Source organism: Streptomyces sp. NPDC004327 (genome assembly GCF_042873935.1).
In the GTDB taxonomy this organism is placed as follows: domain Bacteria; phylum Actinomycetota; class Actinomycetes; order Streptomycetales; family Streptomycetaceae; genus Streptomyces.
Map to the genome: position 1 here is coordinate 208657 of NZ_JBIAME010000009.1, position 15709 is coordinate 224365.

Consider the following 15709-nt stretch of genomic DNA (forward strand, 5'->3'; position numbering starts at 1 on the left):
AGGGAACCGGAGGCGGCGGGTCAGGAGCGGCGCATGGACCGCAGCGAGCGGCGGGCCGGGCGGGCGCTGCCGGACTGCTCGGCCAGGGCGGCGACGGTCGGGTTCTCGAAGATCGTCCGGACCGTGATCTCGGCGCCCAGGTCCGTGCGGACCCGGCTGATCAGCCGGGTGGCGAGCAGCGAGTGGCCGCCGAGCTTGAAGAAGTTGTCGTCGATGGTGACCCGGGGGACGCCCAGGAGTTCCGCGAAGATCTCGCAGAGCTTCTCCTCCCGGGGATTGCGGGGCGGCCGGCCGTCGCTCGCCGTGGCCGGCTGCCCGGGGGCGGGCAGCTTCTTGCGGTCGACCTTGCCGTTGGGCGTCATCGGCCACTCGTCGAGGACGACGACGTGGGACGGCACCATGTAGGCGGGCAGCCGGTCCGTGCACCGCCCGGTCAGGTCCTCGGCGAGCCGCTCCGCCTCCGGGGCGCCGGGCAGCGCCTCGACGTAGGCGACGATGCGCTTGTCGCCGGGCTGGTCCTCGCGGACGATCACCGCGCTCGCCCGGACCTGCTCATGGGCGTCGAGCACGGTCTCGATCTCGCTGAGCTCGATGCGGAAGCCGCGCACCTTCACCTGGGTGTCGGCGCGGCCGGCGAACTCGAGCTGGCCGTCGCTCCGCCAGCGCACCAGGTCGCCGGTGCGGTACATGCGGCCGCCGGGCGCGCCGAACGGGTCGGCGACGAACCGCTCGGCGGTCAGGTCGGCCCGGTTCAGGTAGCCGCGGGCCAGGCTGAGACCCGACACGTAGAGGTCGCCCGCCACGCCGGCCGGCACCGGGCGCAGGGCCGCGTCGAGCACGTACACGGAGAGGTTGAGGATCGGGCCGCCGATGGGCGGCACGCCGTCGTCGGCCGGCGGGCGGCCCATGGTCGTGGCGACGGTGACCTCGGTGGGGCCGTACGAGTTGCTGAAGCGGACCCGTCCGGACCAGCGCGTGGCGAGTTCGGCGCTGACCGTGTCCGCGCCGGTGACCAGGGTGCGCAGGTGCGGGAGGCCGTCGGCGGGGACGGTGGCGAGGGTGGCCGGCGGGATGATGGCGTGGGTGATCCGTTCGCCGGCGAGGACCGCGGCGAGCGCGTCGCCGGCGAGCGGCTGGGCGTCCGGTACGACGAGCGTGGCGCCGTTGGTGAAGGCCATGCAGGTCTCCAGGACGGAGATGTCGAAGCTGGGCGAGGAGAGCTGGAGGATCCTGCTGTCGCGGTCGACGGTGTAGTGCTCGGTCGCCGAGGCGGACAGGGAGGCGATGCCGGTGTGGCTGACGACCACGCCCTTGGGCCGGCCGGTCGAACCCGACGTGTAGATCACGTACGCGGGATGCCGCACGTCCGGCGCGCTCCCCCGCTCGGCGTCCGAGAGCCGCGCCGACGGCAGGTCCGCCAGCTCCCGCACGACCTCCGGATCGTCCAGCACCACCGAAGGACAGTCCACCTCCGGCAGCACCACGCCCGACGAGGTCACCACGCACACCGGAGCCGCGTCCGCGAGCATGAACCCGATCCGGTCGACGGGGTACTCCGGGTCCACCGGCACGTACGCGCCGCCGGCCTTCTGCACCGCCAGCGCCGCCACCACCGCGTCGATCGACCGCGGCAACGCCAGCGCCACCACGCGCTCGGCTCCCGCGCCGCGAGCGACCAGGAGGCGCGCCAGACGGTTCGCCCGCTCCTCCACCTCGCCGTACGACAGGACCACGTCGCCGGACGCCACCGCCGGCGCGTCCGACCGCGCGTCCGCCTGCGCCTCGAACAGCTCCGGCAGCGTCAGGGCGGGAAGGTCACGGGCGGTGTCGTTGCGGCCCTCGATGAGCTCCCGGCGCTCGGCCGGGGCGAGGATCTCGGCCCGGCCGAGCGGGCGGTCGGGGTCGGCGGCGACCTCGCGCAGGACCCGGACCAGCCGCTCGGCGAGCGTGCGGACGGTGTCGTGGTCGAACAGGTCGGTCGCGTACTTCAGTTCCAGGTCGATCCCTTCGGGGCGGAGCCGCTCGTCGTGCCGCTCCTCCCAGAAGAAGATCAGGTCGAACTTGGCGACCTCGTTGGTGACCTTGGGCGCGGTCGCGCGGATGCCGGGGAAGTCCAGGCCGCGGCGGTCGTAGTTCTGCAGCGTCAGCATCACCTGGACGACCGGCGAGTGGGAGAGGACCCGGTCGGGGTTGACCGCCTCCACGACCCGCTCGAACGGCACGTCCTGGTGGTCGTAGGCGGCCAGGTCGGTGGTCCGCACCCGGGCGAGCAGCTCGCGGAAGGTCGGGTCGCCGGAGACGTCGGTGCGCAGCACGAGCGCGTTGACGAAGAAGCCCACGAGGTCGTCGAGGGCCTCGTCGGTGCGGCCGGCGGCGACCGTGCCGAGCGGGATGTCCGTGCCCGCGCCGAGCCGGGACAGCAGGGCGGCGAGCGCGGCCTGGAGCACCATGAAGAGCGTGACGTCCGCCTGCTGGGCGAGGGCGGTCAGCGAGCGGTGCAGGGCGCCGTCGAGGGTAAGCCCGACGGTGCCGCCCCGGTGGCTGGCGACGGCCGGGCGCGGCCGGTCCGTCGGCAGCTGGAGCAGTTCGGGCACGCCCGCCAGTTCGCGCTCCCAGAAGGCGAGCTGGCCCGCGAGCATGCTGTCCGGGTCGTCCTCGGAGCCGAGCATGGCGCGCTGCCACAGCGCGTAGTCGGCGTACTGCACCGGCAGCGGCTCCCAGTCCGGCGCGTGTCCGGCGCACCGCGCCCCGTACGCCACCGACAGGTCCCGGGCCAGCGGCGCCATCGACCAGCCGTCGCTGGCGATGTGGTGCTTCACGATCGACAGCACGTGGTCCCGGTCGGACAGCGAGTAGACGGCGACGCGCAGGGGCAGTTCGCCGGTCAGGGCGAAGGAGTGCTTCGCGGCCCGCGCCAGCGCCTCGGTCAGCGCGGCCTCGTCGGCCACCCGGTGGAAGGCGGTCTCGGGCCGCAGCTCGCCCGCGGGCAGCACGAGCTGGTACGGCTCGCCGGCCTCCTCCGGGTAGACGGTGCGCAGCGTCTCGTGCCGCTCGACGACGTCGGCCACGGCCTCGGCCAGGGCGTCCCGGTCCAGTTCACCGGTGAGCCGGATCCAGGTGGGGATGTTGTAGGTGACGCTGGAGCCCTGCAGCTTGTGCAGGAACCACAGCCGGCGCTGGGCGAAGGAGAGCGGCACCCGGTCCGGGCGCTCGGCGGCGAGCAGCGGCGGGCGGGCGGTCTCGGCCTCGGCGAGCCGGGCGGCGAGGCCGGCCGGTGTGGGGGTCTCGAAGACGGCGCGGATCGGCAGTTCGACGTCGAGCGCGGTGCGCAGTCCGCCGATGAGCCGGGTGACGAGCAGCGAGTGGCCGCCGAGGTCGAAGAAGTTGTCGTCGACGCCGACCCGGTCGACGCCGAGGGTGGCGGCGAAGGCACCGCAGAGGATCTCCTCGCGGGCGTTGCGCGGTCCGCGGCCGGCGGCGGCCGCCGAGCCGTAGTCGGGCACGGGCAGCGCCTTGCGGTCGAGCTTCCGGTTGGCGGTGAGCGGCAGTTCGGCGAGCGGTACGAAGACGGCGGGCACCATGTAGTCGGGCAGCCGCTCGGCGGCGTACCGGCGCAGCTCGGCGGGGTCGGGGTCGCTGCCCGGCGCGGGCACCACGTAGCCGACCAGGCGCTTGTCGCCCGGCTGGTCCTCGCGGACCACGACGGCGGTCTGGGCGAGGTCCGGGTGGGCGCCCATGACGCCCTCGATCTCGCCGAGCTCGATCCGGAAGCCGCGCAGCTTGACCTGGTCGTCGACGCGGGCGATGAACTCGAGGCGGCCGTCGGCGCGCCGGCGGCCGAGGTCGCCGGAGCGGTACATGCGGCTGCCGGGCGGGCCGAAGGGGTCGGCGACGAAGCGTCCGGCGGTGAGGTCCGGGCGGCGGTGGTAGCCGCGCGTCACCAGGTCACCGGCGATGTACAGCTCGCCGGGGCTGCCGACCGGGACCGGGCGCAGCCGGGCGTCGAGGACGTACATGCGGGTGTTCCAGACCGGCCGGCCGATGGTGACCACGCCGGCCGGGACGACGTCCCCGGGCTCGATGCGGTACTCCGAGCAGCCGACGGTGGTCTCGGTGGGGCCGTACTCGTTGATCACGGTCGCCCGCGGGTGCCGGGCCCGCCATTCGTCGAGGACCTCGCCCATCAGCGACTCGCCGCCGAGCACCAGTTGCTCCGTGGGCGAGAAGCGGTCCGGGAGGCCGATGAGGAGCGGCAGATGGCTGGGGGTGGCCTTCACGAAGGTGGGCCGGGCGCCGTCGGCCGCCGCCCGGCCGGTCTCGTCGAGTTCGACGAGTTCGACGCAGCCGCCGGAGGTCAGGGGCGCGAACAGGCCGGTGGCGGTGAGGTCGAAGGCGACCGGGGAGTGCACGAGTGCCCGGCCCGCGACTCCGGGGTAGGCGGCGCGGGTCCAGGAGAGGTAGCCGTCGAGGGAGCGGTGCTGCACGGTGACGCCCTTGGGGCGGCCGGTGGAGCCCGACGTGAAGATCACGAAGACGGCGTTGTCGGGGCGCACCGGCAGCGCGCGCTCGGCGTCGGTGAGGTCCGCGCCGGAGCGGCCGAGCAGCTCGGCGGCGGTCTCGGGCTCGTCGAGGCAGAGCGCGGGGCGGCCCGCCGGGAGGCCGGCGAGGAGTTCCCGATCGGTGAGGAGCAGGACCGGCGCCACGTCGTCGAGCATGAAGGCGAGCCGGTCGGCCGGGTAGGCGGGGTCCAGCGGAAGGTACGCGGCACCGGACTTGACCACGGCCAGCAGGGCGACCACCAGGTCCGCCGAGCGGGGCAGGGCGACGGCCACGTACTGCTCGGGGCCGGCGCCGCGGTCGACGAGGAGCCGGGCGAGCCGGTTGGCCCGCTCGTTGAGCTCCCGGTAGCTCAGGACCGTGTCACCGGCCTCGACGGCCGGGGCGTCCGGGGTGCGGGCGGCCTGCGCCTGGATCAGGTCGTGCAGCAGCTCGCCGGAGGGCGCGTGCTGCTCGCCCTGCCAGTCGGACAGCAGGAGGCGGCGCTCCTCGGGGCTCAGGATCTCCAGGTCGCCGACGGGCAGGTCCGGCGTGGCGCAGGCCTCGCCGAGCAGCCGGACCAGGCGGGCGGCGAGCGCCTCGGCGGTGGCCGCGTCGAACAGGTCGGTGGCGTACTCCAGCCGTCCGTCGATGCCCGCGCCGCTGCCGTCCTCGGCGGTCCGCTCCCAGGTGTGGAACGACAGGTCGTGCCGGGCCGTGCCCTTGGGGACGTCCTCGTCGGCGGCGCCGAGGCCGGGCAGGGCCGTGGCGTGGGCCGGGATGTTCTGGGAGGTGAGCATCGTCTGGTAGAGCGGGGCGTGGGAGAGGGAGCGGCCGGGGTTGACCGCCTCGACGACGCGCTCGAAGGGCACGTCCTGGTGGGCGTAGGCCGCCAGGTCCGTCTCCCGTACGCGGGCCAGGAGTTCGCGGAAGGTCGGATCCCCGGACACGTCCGTACGCAGCACGAGCGTGTTGACGAAGAAGCCCACGAGGTCGTCGAGCGCCTCGTCCGTGCGGCCCGCGACCGCCGTGCCGAGGGGGATGTCCGTGCCCGCGCCGAGCCGGGACAGCAGCACCGCGAGCGCCGACTGGACGACCATGAAGGGGGTGGCGTCCGTCTCGCGGGCCAGCGAGAGCAGCGCGTTGTGCGCGGCGGCGTCGATCGTGAAGCGGACCGTGTCGCCCTGGTGGCTGGCGACGGCGGGACGCGGCCGGTCGAGGGGCAGCTCCAGGAGTTCGGGCGTGCCCGCCAGTTCCCGGCGCCAGAAGTCGAGTTGCTCGGCCAGCACGCTCGACGGGTCGTCCGCCGCGCCCAGCACGCCCTCCTGCCACAGCACGTAGTCGGCGTACTGCACCGGCAGCGGCGCCCAGTCCGGGGCCGCGCCCCGGCAGCGGGCCGTGTAGGCCACCGACAGGTCCCGGGCCAGCGGGCCCATGGACCAGCCGTCGCCCGCGATGTGGTGCACCAGGAGCAGCAGGACGTGCTCCTGCTCCGCGACGCGCAGCAGCGTCACGCGCAGCGGGATCTCGGCGGCGAGGTCGAAGGCGTACGCGGCCCGCTCGGCCAGCGCCCGCGGCAGCTCGCTCTCCGGCAGCTCCACGTACTCGACCGCGGCCGAGGCACCGTCCTCGACGACCTGGACGGGCTCGCCGCCGACCTCGGCGAAGCGGGTCCGCAGCACCTCGTGCCGCGCCACCACGTCGTCCACCGCCGCCGCCAGCGCGTCCCGGTCCAGCTCACCCGAAAGCCGCACCGCGAGCGGCACGTTGTACGTCGGGCTCGGGCCCTCCAGGCGGAAGGCGAACCACAGTCCGCGCTGCGCCGGCGACAGCGGCAGCGACGCGGGACGGGCCTCGGCACGCACCAGCGGCGCGCGCGCCGCACCGGCGCGGGCCACCAGGACGGCCAGGCCCGCCACCGTCGGCGCCTCGAACACCGCGCGCACCGACAGCTCCACGCCGAACGCCTTCCGCACCCGGCTCAGCAGCCGGGTGGCGAGCAGCGAGTGCCCGCCGAGCGCGAAGAAGTCGTCGTCGACGGTCACCGACGGCACGCCGAGGACCTCGGCGACCAGCCGGCACAGGGTCTCCTCGTCGGGGGTACGGGGAGCGCGGCCGCCGGAGCCGCCGGCCGTGGCGTAGTCGGGGACGGGCAGCGCGGCGCGGTCGACCTTGCCGTTGGGGGTGAGCGGCCAGCGGTCGAGGGCGACGAAGGCCGAGGGCGTCATGTAGTCGGGCAGCACGGCCGCCAGGTGGGTGCGCAGCGCCGCCGCCTCGGGCACGGTGGTGCCGTCCGGGGCGCTCAGGTAGGCGACGATCCGCTGGTCGCCGGGGCGGTCCTCGCGGACCAGCACCATCGCCCGGGACACCCGCTCGTGCCGGGTCAGCGCCGCTTCGATCTCGCCGGGCTCGATCCGGTGGCCGCGGACCTTCACCTGGTGGTCGGTGCGCCCGAGGAACTCCAGCCGGCCGTCCTCGCTCCACCGCACCAGGTCGCCGGTGCGGTACATCCGGCCGCCGGGCGCGCCGAACGGGTCGGCGACGAACCGCTCGGCGGAGAGCCCGGGGCGGTTCAGATAGCCGCGCGCGAGGCCGGGGCCGGCCAGGTACAGCTCGCCGGGGGTGCCCGGCTCGACCGGGCGCAGTTCCGCGTCGAGCACGTAGCCGCGCGCGTTGTCCATCAGCCGGCCCAGCGGCAGCACGCCGTCGGGCGTGGGCTCGCCGGGCTCCAGGCGGAACTCGGCCACGTTCACGGTCGCCTCGGTGGGGCCGTAGACGTTGAGCACGGTGACCGCCGGGTGCTCGCGGCGCCACTCGTCGAGGGCCGCGCCGAGCAGCGCCTCGCCGCCCAGCATCAGCTCCGCGGTGGGCGAGAAGCCCTCCGGGAGCACGCCGAGCAGCGGGAGGTGGCTCGGGGTCGCCTTCAGGAAGGTGCACTTCTCCGAGGCGGTGGACTCGTCGTTCTCCAGCGCTCCGGCCCACACCCGGCCGCCCGTCGTCAGCGGGGCGAAGAGCGAGGTGACGGTCATGTCGAAGGAGACGGAGGAGTGCCACAGCGAGGTGCCGCGGACGCCGGGGTAGGTGCGCGACGCCCAGCCGAGGTAGTCGGCGAGGGCGTGGTGCTCGATCACCACCGCCTTCGGCGTCCCGGTGGAGCCCGAGGTGTAGATGACGTACGCCGGGTGCGCCGCGCGCAGCGGGGCGACGCGCTCGTCGTCGGTCAGGTCGCCGGCCGGCAGCGCGGCGAGCGCGGCGGCCACGGCCGGGTCGTCGAGGTGTACGGCGGTGCCGTCCTGGGCGGAGCGGTCGGCGGCGCTCGTCGTGAGCAGGCAGACCGGGCGGGCGTCGGCGAGCATGAAGGCGATGCGGTCCGCCGGGTACTCGACGTCCAGCGGCAGATAGGCGGCACCGGTCTTCGCCACCGCGAGGAGCGCCACGACCTGGTCGACGGAGCGGGGCAGCAGCACGCCGACGATCTGCTCGGCGCCGATTCCCCGGGACACCAGGAGGCGGGCGAGGCGGTTGGCGCGCTCGTTCAGTTCCCGGTAGTCGAGGTGGTCGGCGCGCAGGCTCAGCGCGGGCGCGCCGGGGGTGAGCCGGGCCTGGGTCTCGAAGAGTCCGGGAAGCAGTCCGGCGGGCTCCGGCGCCATCGGATCGGCGGGGGTCGTCCGGCCCTGCCATTGCGCCGGAATCCCCGGGGATTCCGCCTGGAAGCCGGTCTCCACCGAATCGACTGTCCTCGGACGGTTCATTCTTCCGACTCCTCGTGGATCCATATGCATCAGAAACCCGGCCAGCACCGCTGCGGAAAGTAGCCGGGCCGGACTTCAATGCGTTATCGGCGTGTTTTCGGATACCGGATACGAGGGATGCCGGCCGTCCACCAGGGACGGGAGCCCCGCGCTCACGGGCTCTGACGACCTACGATGGCCCGGTGACAAGTAGCCCTGATCGCACGCGACATGACTCCTTATCCATGTTCCGGCCGCTGCGGCAGGGCCTGTTCGGCCTTTCGGCCCGCCGGTCGGTGCCGCACCTGTCGCGCTTCCGTCATCCGCTGCCCCGCCGGCTGCCGTTGATCGGCGCGGTCGCGCTGGCGGCCTATCTCGCCTTCACCGGAACGTCGTTATTCGAGGAGCGGCTGCCGCTGCCGCTGTGGGCCTGCGCGGGCCTCGCCCTCGCCCAGGCGGTGCCGGTGCCGCTGGCGCTGGCCCGGCCGGTGGCCGCCTGGTGGCTGTCCCTGCTGTCGGCACTGCCGTACGCGCTGATCGTCGGCACCGGATCCGTGACGCCGGCCCCGGGCACGCCGTGGCCGTGGACGGAGTCGGGGTCGCTGGCCCAGGTGACGGTCATGCTGCTGGTGGCGGCGTGGGCCGAGCCGGTGGTGTACGCGGCGCAGTGGCTCGTCGTCCTGCTGACCGGCGCCCTGCTGACGGCGTGGCTGCGCCCGCCGCTCACCGACACCACCCTGCCGGCCGTCGCCGTGCTCTCCGCCGTCGGCCTCGTGGTGCTCGCCACGGTGCGCGGGCGCCGGGAGGCGCAGCGCAAGCTGCGGCGGCAGGAGAACCTGACGGAGATCGAACGTTCGCGGCGCACCCTCCTGGAGGAGCGCACCCGGATCGCCCGCGAGCTGCACGACGTCGTCGCCCACCACATGTCGCTCGTCGCCGTCCAGGCCGAGGCCGCCCCGTACCGGGTCGCCGACCCGCCACAGGAGCTGACGGAGAGCTTCGCGCGCATCCGCGAGAACGCGGTCGCGGCCCTCACCGAACTGCGGCACATCCTCGGCATGCTGCGCTCGGTGGACCAGAGCGCGGAGGGCCGGTACGCGCCGCAGCCCACACTGGAGAACCTCGACGAACTGGTGGCGAACGTCCGCGCGGCGGGGCTGCGGGTCGAGACGGAGCTGTCCGGCACGCCGCGGCCGCTGCCGCAGCGCGTCGAGCTGTCGGCGTACCGGATCCTGCAGGAGGCACTGAGCAACGCGGTGCGCCACGCGCCCGGTTGCGAGGTCAGGGTCGGGCTGAGCTACGGCGCCGAAGAGGTCGGCGTCCTCGTGGCCAACAGCCCGGTGCCGGACGCGGTCGGGCCGCAGGAGGGGTCGGGGCACGGCCTGGTGGGCATGCGGGAGCGGGCGGCCAGTCTCGGCGGGACGCTGCGGGCCGGCCCGGGCCGGGGCGGCTGGTTCGAGGTGACGGCGCACCTACCCATCGACGAGCACGGGAGCGAGAACCGATGACGATCCGAGTCGTGATCGCGGACGACCAGACGATGATCCGGGAGAGCTTCTCGATCGTCCTCAACGCACAGCCGGACATCGAGGTCGTCGGCCAGGCGGTGCACGGCGAGGACGCCGTCCGCAAGGCCGGCGAGCTGCGTCCGGACGTGATGCTGATGGACATCAGGATGCCGGTGCTCGACGGCCTGGAGGCCACCCGCCGGATCACCGGCAGCGACCTCGGCACGAAGATCGTCGTGCTGACCACGTTCGACCTGGACGAGTACGTCTACGAGGCGCTGCGCGCCGGCGCGAGCGGCTTCCTCCTGAAGGACTCCTCGGCCCACCAACTGGCCGACGCCATCAGGACCGTGTCCTCGGGCGGGGCGCTGCTCGCGCCGACCGTGACCAAGCGGCTCATCGAGGAGTTCTCGCGGCTTGAGGTGGCGCCCCGCGCCCCGCGCCGCAAGCAGGTCGCGGACCTGACGGAGCGGGAGACGGAGGTGCTCTGCCTGATCGCCCAGGGCTACTCCAACGCCGAGCTCGCCGCCCAGCTCACCATCGCCGAGCACACGGTGAAGTCGCACGTCAGCCGCATCCTGGTGAAGCTGGGGCTGCGCGACCGGACGCAGGCCGCCGTCTTCGCGTACGAGACGGGGCTGGTCGTCGCGGGCGACTGAACGGGAGCCGCCCCGCCGCTCCCCGGCGGGGCGCCGGGCTCAGCGGTGGGGCGCCGGGCTCAGCGGTGGGGCGCCGGGCTCAGCGGTGGGTGCGGTACTTCCAGACGCTGAGCGGCGCGAAGACCGCGATCAGGCCCACGCTCCAGGCGACGGCGAGGGCGGCGCTCGACGCGACGGGGCCGCCGGTCAGCAGGGCGCGGGCAGAGTCCACGACGGCGGTCATCGGGTTGTTCTCGACGAACAGCCGCAGCCAGCCCGGCATGGTGGCCGGGGCCACGAAGATGGAACTGCCGAACTGGAACGGCACCATGACCAGGGTGCTGACGCTCTGCACGGTCTCGATGCCGCGCGCGGCGAGCCCGATGAACGCCTGCAGGCAGCACAGCGCCATGCCGTAGAGCAGCACGATCCCGACCGCCGCCAGCGCGGCGAGCACGCCGGTGTGCACCCGGAACCCGATCAGGAGGCCGAAGGCCAGGATGATCAGCTGGCTGGCGAGCATCCGGACGGCGTCGGCGAGGATCCGGGCGGCCAGCGCCGCGGAGCGGGCCACCGGCATCGACCGGTAGCGGTCCATCATGCCGGAGGCGAAGTCCCCGTGGAGGGCGAGGCCCGCGGTCCGGCAGGTGATGGTGATGGTCAGCGCCATGATGCCGGGGATCAGGTACTGGCGGTACTGCGCGCTGTCGCCCGCGATGGCGCCGCCGAAGGCGTACAGGAAGATCACCGCGAGCGTCACCGGCATCAGGGTGGCGTCGATGATCTGGCCGGGGCTCGCCACGGACCTGCGCAGGTTGCGGCGGGTGAGCACCAGGACGTGCCGCAGCACCTCCCGCACCCTCGCCCCCACGGCCGGCTCCAAGGCGCCCGGCACTCCGGCCGGCACGGTGGGAACCGTACTCACATCGCACTCCCTGTCGCGTTCGATCCCGCCGCCGCCGGTTCGCGCGGCTCCCGGGCCGCGGTGCCGGTGAGCATCAGGAACACCTCGTCGAGGCTGGGTACATGGGTCTCCACGGCGGCGATCGGGACGCCGGCGCCGCCCAGCTCCCGCAGGAGCGTCGTGAGCCCGTCGCCGCCGCCGGGCAGCGGAAGGGTGAGGCAGCCCGCCGCCTCGTCGACGGTGACCGCGTGGCCCGTCGCGGCCAGGGCCCGGGCGAGCGCGGCCGGCCCGTACGGCGGCTCCGGCCGGACCCGCAGCACCTGGCCGCCGATGCGCTCGCGCAGTTCGGCGCTGGTCCCGGAGTCGATCACCCGGCCCCGGTCGATCACCACGACGGAGTCGGCGAGCGCCTCGGCCTCCTCCATGTACTGCGTGGTGAGCAGCACGCTGGTGCCCGCGTCGGCGAGCCGCCGCACCTCGGCCCACAGGCTGTTGCGGCTGTGCGGGTCGAGGCCGGTGGTGGGCTCGTCGAGGAAGAGCACCCGTGGCTCGCCGACGAGGCTGGCGGCCAGGTCGAGGCGCCGCCGCATGCCGCCGGAGTAGGTGCCCACCGCCCGGCCGCCGGGCTCGGTGAGGCCGAAGCGTTCCAGCATGTCGTCGGCCGCGGTCCGGGCGGCGCGGCCGGAGCGGCCGAACAGCCGGGCGATCAGGTACAGGTTCTCGCGGCCCGACAGGTCCTCGTCCACCGCCGCGTACTGCCCGGTGAGGCCGATCAGCCGGCGGACCTTCGCGGCCTGGCGGACCAGGTCGTACCCGTGGATCCGGGCCCGGCCGGCGTCCGGCCTGACCAGGGTGGCCAGCATGCGCACGAGGGTGGTCTTGCCGGCGCCGTTCGGACCGAGCAGGCCGAGCACGGACCCGGCCGCCACCTCCAGGTGGACGCCGCGGACGGCCGGGACGCCGGCGTAGCTCTTCTCCAGACCCTCGATCCGGATGGCAGGGGTCATCTGGTCCGTCACCTCAGTCGATCACATAGCCGTCGCCGGGCCGGCTGGCGCGGGAGCGGCGCAGGTCGGCGAGGACGAAGGTGCGCTGGAGCCACCGGTCCCGGCCGTCGTACCGCGGGCGGAAGGCGCTGCGGCCGTGAGTGGTGACCCGGTTGTCGACGACGGCCAGGTCTCCGGGGAGGAGCACGGTGCTCTGCGCGATCCGCTCGAAGACCGTGTTCAGCTCGGTCAGCGCGCGTCCGGCGCGCGGGGTGAGCGGCTCGGTGGCCGCCATGTCGACGCGCAGGTCGGGGTCGTGCGGGGCGCCGAAGAGCACCGGGTGCGGTGCCGGGGTGGCGTCCGCGCCCGCGCCGAAGGACGGCGGCGGCGCGGTGACGAACTCCGGGGCGCGCAGCGCCTCGACGGTCGTCTCGTCGAGGAGCGGCAGCGCCTGACGGATCCCCGCCGTGCGCAGTCCGGCGACTCCCTCGTGGTCGGCCCGCAGGCAGAAGAGCATCACGAAGTCGGGCCGGTGCGGGTGGAAGGCGTTCTCGTTGTGGAAGGTGAGCAGCACCGAGCCGGCGTTGCCCTGGAACTCCTCCCGGCCGGGCACCGGCACCACGTCCTGGACGAGCGCGCCGTCCTTCTCCGCGCGGAACGCGGCGGGGTCGCCGAGGCCGCAGGCGATCATCGTGAGGACCGCGGCCGGGACGCTGGTCTCGCGCTGCACGGAGCCGGCGACGGCGGGGGTGTCGGGCAGCGTGCCCTCGTCGACCGGCAGCCCGCGGACGAGCAGCGCCCCGGTGGGGCCGGAGTCCCGGCGGAAGTCGTGCAGGGCGCCGCGCAGCCCGGCGGGCAGCCGGGACCAGCTGTCGCGGGCGGCCGCGACCCAGCCGGCGTCGTCCACCCGGCCGCCGGCCGTGCCGACCAGGCGGCGGGCGACGAGCTCCGTGAGCAGGGCGTCGTCGTGGCCGAGTGCCGTCACCGGCACGCGCGCGCCGGTCTCCAGTGTCACGGACACCGTGATCAGTCCTCACCGTTCATCGCGCGGACCAGGCTCTTCGGGCGCATGTCGGTCCACTCGCCGTTGATGTGGTCGAGGGCCTCCGCGCGGCTGGCGTCGCCGAGGGCGACGTGCCAGCCGGCCGGGACCTCGGCGAAGGCCGGCCACAGGGAGTACTGGCCCTCGTCGTTGACCAGGGCCAGGTAGCGGGCCTCGGTGTCCTCGAAGGGGTTGGTCATGGTCGTGCCTCTCTTCGGTGTCGGGTCGCGGTGTCTGCTGCTCAGCTGCCGGACGGCAGGGGCAGGACCATCGGCGGGTGCTCCGGGTCGAGGGCGTCGGCGCCGTAGACGCCCTGCACCCAGTTGGCGTGGTAGACGGTGTCGAGGTAGCGCTCGCCCAGGTCCGGCGAGACGGCGACGGCGGTGGGGCGCTCGCCGTCGGCGTGTTCGGCGAGCCAGCGGGCGGCGCCGCTGACGACCGTCCCGGTGGAGCCGCCGAACAGGAAGCCGCGCGCCGCGAGGCGCCGGCAGGTGTTGACGGTGGCCGGCTCGGGCACGAGGACCACGTCGTCGACGTAGCTCTCGTCCAGGAGCGGCGGCCGGACGCCGGAGCCGAGGCCGGGGATCATGCGGGGCGCGGGCGGATGCCCGAAGGCGACCGAGCCGACGCTGTCCACCGCGACGATCCGCACGCCGGGCCGGTGCGCCTTGTACCAGCGGGCGCAGCCCATCAGCGTGCCGGTGGTGCCGGCGCCGACGAACAGCACGTCGAGGTGGGGGAAGGCGCGGTCGACGGCGGGCGCGGTGGTCCGGTAGTGGGCGTGCCAGTTGGCGTCGTTGGTGTACTGGTTGAGCCAGACGTACCGCTCGTCGGAGGCGCACAGCGACCGTACGTAGCCGAGCCGGGCGGCGAGGAAGCCGCCGTCCACGAGCGGTTCGGTCACGGTGTGGACGGTGGCGCCGAGCGCCTCCATCAGCCGCCGGGAGGCGAGGTTGCACCGGGAGTCGGTGACGCACACGAACCGGTAGCCCTTGCTGGCGGCGATGGCGCTGAGCGCGACGCCGAGGTTGCCGGAGGATGACTCCACCAGGACGCTGCCCGGCGCGAGCGCCCCGGAGCGTTCGGCGGCCTCCACCATCTCCACGGCGGCCTTCTGCTTGATGGAGCCGGTGAAGTTGAACCCCTCGCACTTGAGGTAGAGGGGGCTGCCGAGCACGGACTCGAGGTCGACGTACAGGTCTTCCTCGTTGAACTCGTAGGGGGCCGAGATGATCGGCACCGTGGACCTCCCGCCGTTGAAGACGCTGGTGTTGTCGGCCGCGCGGCAGGTCAGCCGTAGCGGCGCAGCTCGTGGAAGAAGCCGTCGACGACCGCGAGGTCGTCGGACGCGCGGACCGTGTCGTAGACGTGCCGGCCGACCGCCAGGTCGAGCACGCCGAGGCCGAACGGGGAGAACACCACCGGGCGGTCGGCGGGCGGGCGCACCTGGCCGGAGAGCACCTCGTGCAGCGTTCCGTTCACGAACTCGCGGTGGCCGGTGAGCTGTTCGGCGAGGTGCAGCGAGGTGTTCGCCTTCAGGCAGTGCTCGACGTCGTCGACGATGTTGAACGCGTCGAGGACGACCTCGGGGGCCAGGTCCCGCAGCGACACGTGGAGGACCAGCGGGTTGTGGGCGAACCAGCCGGGGTCGGTGACGTGCGGGGTGCCGGCGACGGTGGCGAAGACGACCAGGTCGCAGGAGCGGATCAGTTCCTCGGCGGTGTCGTGGACGGTGACCCGGCCGCTCGCGCCGGCCTGGCCGAGGTAGTCGGCGAAGCCGGCCGCGTGTTCGGCGGACAGGTCGTGCACGCCGATGGCGTCGAAGGTCCAGCCGGTGCCCGCCAGGTAGTCGTGGATGTACCGGGCGATCAGGCCGACGCCGACGAACCCGACCCGGGTGGGCCGTTCGCCCCGGCCGGCGCTGAGCCGGTCGGCCGCGAGGGCCGCGGAGGCGGCGGTGCGGGCGGCGCTGATGATGGAGCTCTCCAGGCAGGCGAGCGGGTATCCGGTGGCCTGGTCGTTGAGGATCAGGACGGCGGACGCCCGCGGGATGCCGGCCTCGACGTTCTCCGGGAAGCTGGAGATCCACTTCAGGCCGTCGGTGCGGATCTCGCCGCCGATCGACGCGGGCAGCGCGATGATCCGGGACGAGGGCCGGTCGGGGAATCGCAGGAAGTAGGAGGCCGGGTTGACCGTGTCTCCCTCACCGTGCAGGCGGTAGGCGGTCTCGACGATGTCGACCACCTCCTTGTACTGGCCGTCGAGCACCCGGTGCACCTGGGCACCGGGCACGACGGCGAAGGTGGGCACCTCGTGCGGCTGGGACATGCTGGGCTCCGTGACGATGGGGGCGGTGGGCGGCGC

General features: G+C 74.1%; 9 protein-coding genes. 2 read left to right on the forward strand and 7 right to left on the reverse strand.

Annotation, left to right across the window (positions count from 1 at the left end):
• Window positions 1-20: 20 nt before the first annotated feature.
• Window positions 21-8288: an amino acid adenylation domain-containing protein gene (locus ACFYU9_RS29120; protein ID WP_389346634.1), complete on the reverse strand. Its 8268-nt coding sequence runs from the start codon at window positions 8286-8288 to the stop codon at window positions 21-23.
• Window positions 8289-8512: 224 nt separating this feature from the next.
• On the opposite strand from ACFYU9_RS29120, the gene ACFYU9_RS29125 reads away from it, so the two are divergent.
• Together ACFYU9_RS29125 and ACFYU9_RS29130 are read left to right on the forward strand one after the other, a co-directional pair.
• Window positions 8513-9775 (forward strand): histidine kinase, encoded by a 1263-nt coding sequence (locus ACFYU9_RS29125; RefSeq protein ID WP_389208328.1) that lies wholly within the window; start codon window positions 8513-8515, stop codon window positions 9773-9775.
• A complete protein-coding gene (locus ACFYU9_RS29130; RefSeq protein ID WP_389208326.1) occupies window positions 9772-10434 on the forward strand; it encodes a response regulator in 663 nt (220 codons plus the stop codon). Before ACFYU9_RS29125 ends, ACFYU9_RS29130 begins: the two co-directional genes overlap by 4 nt.
• A 79-nt stretch (window positions 10435-10513) precedes the next feature.
• Here the strand turns inward: ACFYU9_RS29130 and ACFYU9_RS29135 are convergent, their stop codons facing one another.
• From ACFYU9_RS29135 to sbnB, 6 genes are read right to left on the reverse strand one after another with little or no spacing between them, the layout of a single operon-like run.
• Window positions 10514-11338 carry an ABC transporter permease gene (locus ACFYU9_RS29135; RefSeq protein ID WP_389346636.1) on the reverse strand — a complete coding sequence of 275 codons (825 nt, stop codon included), beginning with the start codon at window positions 11336-11338 and terminating at the stop codon, window positions 10514-10516.
• Window positions 11335-12324: an ATP-binding cassette domain-containing protein gene (locus ACFYU9_RS29140; RefSeq protein WP_389208322.1), complete on the reverse strand. Its 990-nt coding sequence runs from the start codon at window positions 12322-12324 to the stop codon at window positions 11335-11337. Before ACFYU9_RS29140 ends, ACFYU9_RS29135 begins: the two co-directional genes overlap by 4 nt.
• Window positions 12325-12337: 13 nt before the next feature.
• A complete protein-coding gene (locus tag ACFYU9_RS29145) occupies window positions 12338-13324 on the reverse strand; it encodes a TauD/TfdA family dioxygenase (RefSeq protein WP_389346638.1) in 987 nt (328 codons plus the stop codon).
• 5 nt (window positions 13325-13329) lie between these two features.
• Window positions 13330-13545, reverse strand: coding sequence for an MbtH family protein (locus ACFYU9_RS29150; protein WP_389208318.1), 216 nt, complete (start codon window positions 13543-13545; stop codon window positions 13330-13332).
• A 41-nt stretch (window positions 13546-13586) separates the two neighbouring features.
• The gene (gene sbnA, locus ACFYU9_RS29155) at window positions 13587-14585 is read right to left on the reverse strand and encodes a 2,3-diaminopropionate biosynthesis protein SbnA (protein ID WP_389346641.1); all 999 of its coding nucleotides are present in this window, start codon (window positions 14583-14585) and stop codon (window positions 13587-13589) included.
• 50 nt (window positions 14586-14635) lie between these two features.
• Entirely contained in the window at window positions 14636-15673 is a 1038-nt protein-coding gene (gene sbnB, locus ACFYU9_RS29160) for a 2,3-diaminopropionate biosynthesis protein SbnB (protein WP_389208315.1), read from the reverse strand.
• Window positions 15674-15709: the final 36 nt, after the last annotated feature.

What these genes read in the sequence shown, in the direction of transcription:
- ACFYU9_RS29125 (WP_389208328.1), top strand. Translation starts at nt 8,513, where the DNA reads ATGTTCCGGCCGCTGCGGCAGGGCCTGTTCGGCCTTTCGGCCCGCCGG.
- ACFYU9_RS29150 (WP_389208318.1), bottom strand. Translation starts at nt 13,545, where the DNA reads ATGACCAACCCCTTCGAGGACACCGAGGCCCGCTACCTGGCCCTGGTC.
- ACFYU9_RS29130 (WP_389208326.1), top strand. Translation starts at nt 9,772, where the DNA reads ATGACGATCCGAGTCGTGATCGCGGACGACCAGACGATGATCCGGGAG.
- ACFYU9_RS29120 (WP_389346634.1), bottom strand. Translation starts at nt 8,288, where the DNA reads ATGAACCGTCCGAGGACAGTCGATTCGGTGGAGACCGGCTTCCAGGCG.
- sbnB (WP_389208315.1), bottom strand. Translation starts at nt 15,673, where the DNA reads ATGTCCCAGCCGCACGAGGTGCCCACCTTCGCCGTCGTGCCCGGTGCC.
- ACFYU9_RS29140 (WP_389208322.1), bottom strand. Translation starts at nt 12,324, where the DNA reads ATGACCCCTGCCATCCGGATCGAGGGTCTGGAGAAGAGCTACGCCGGC.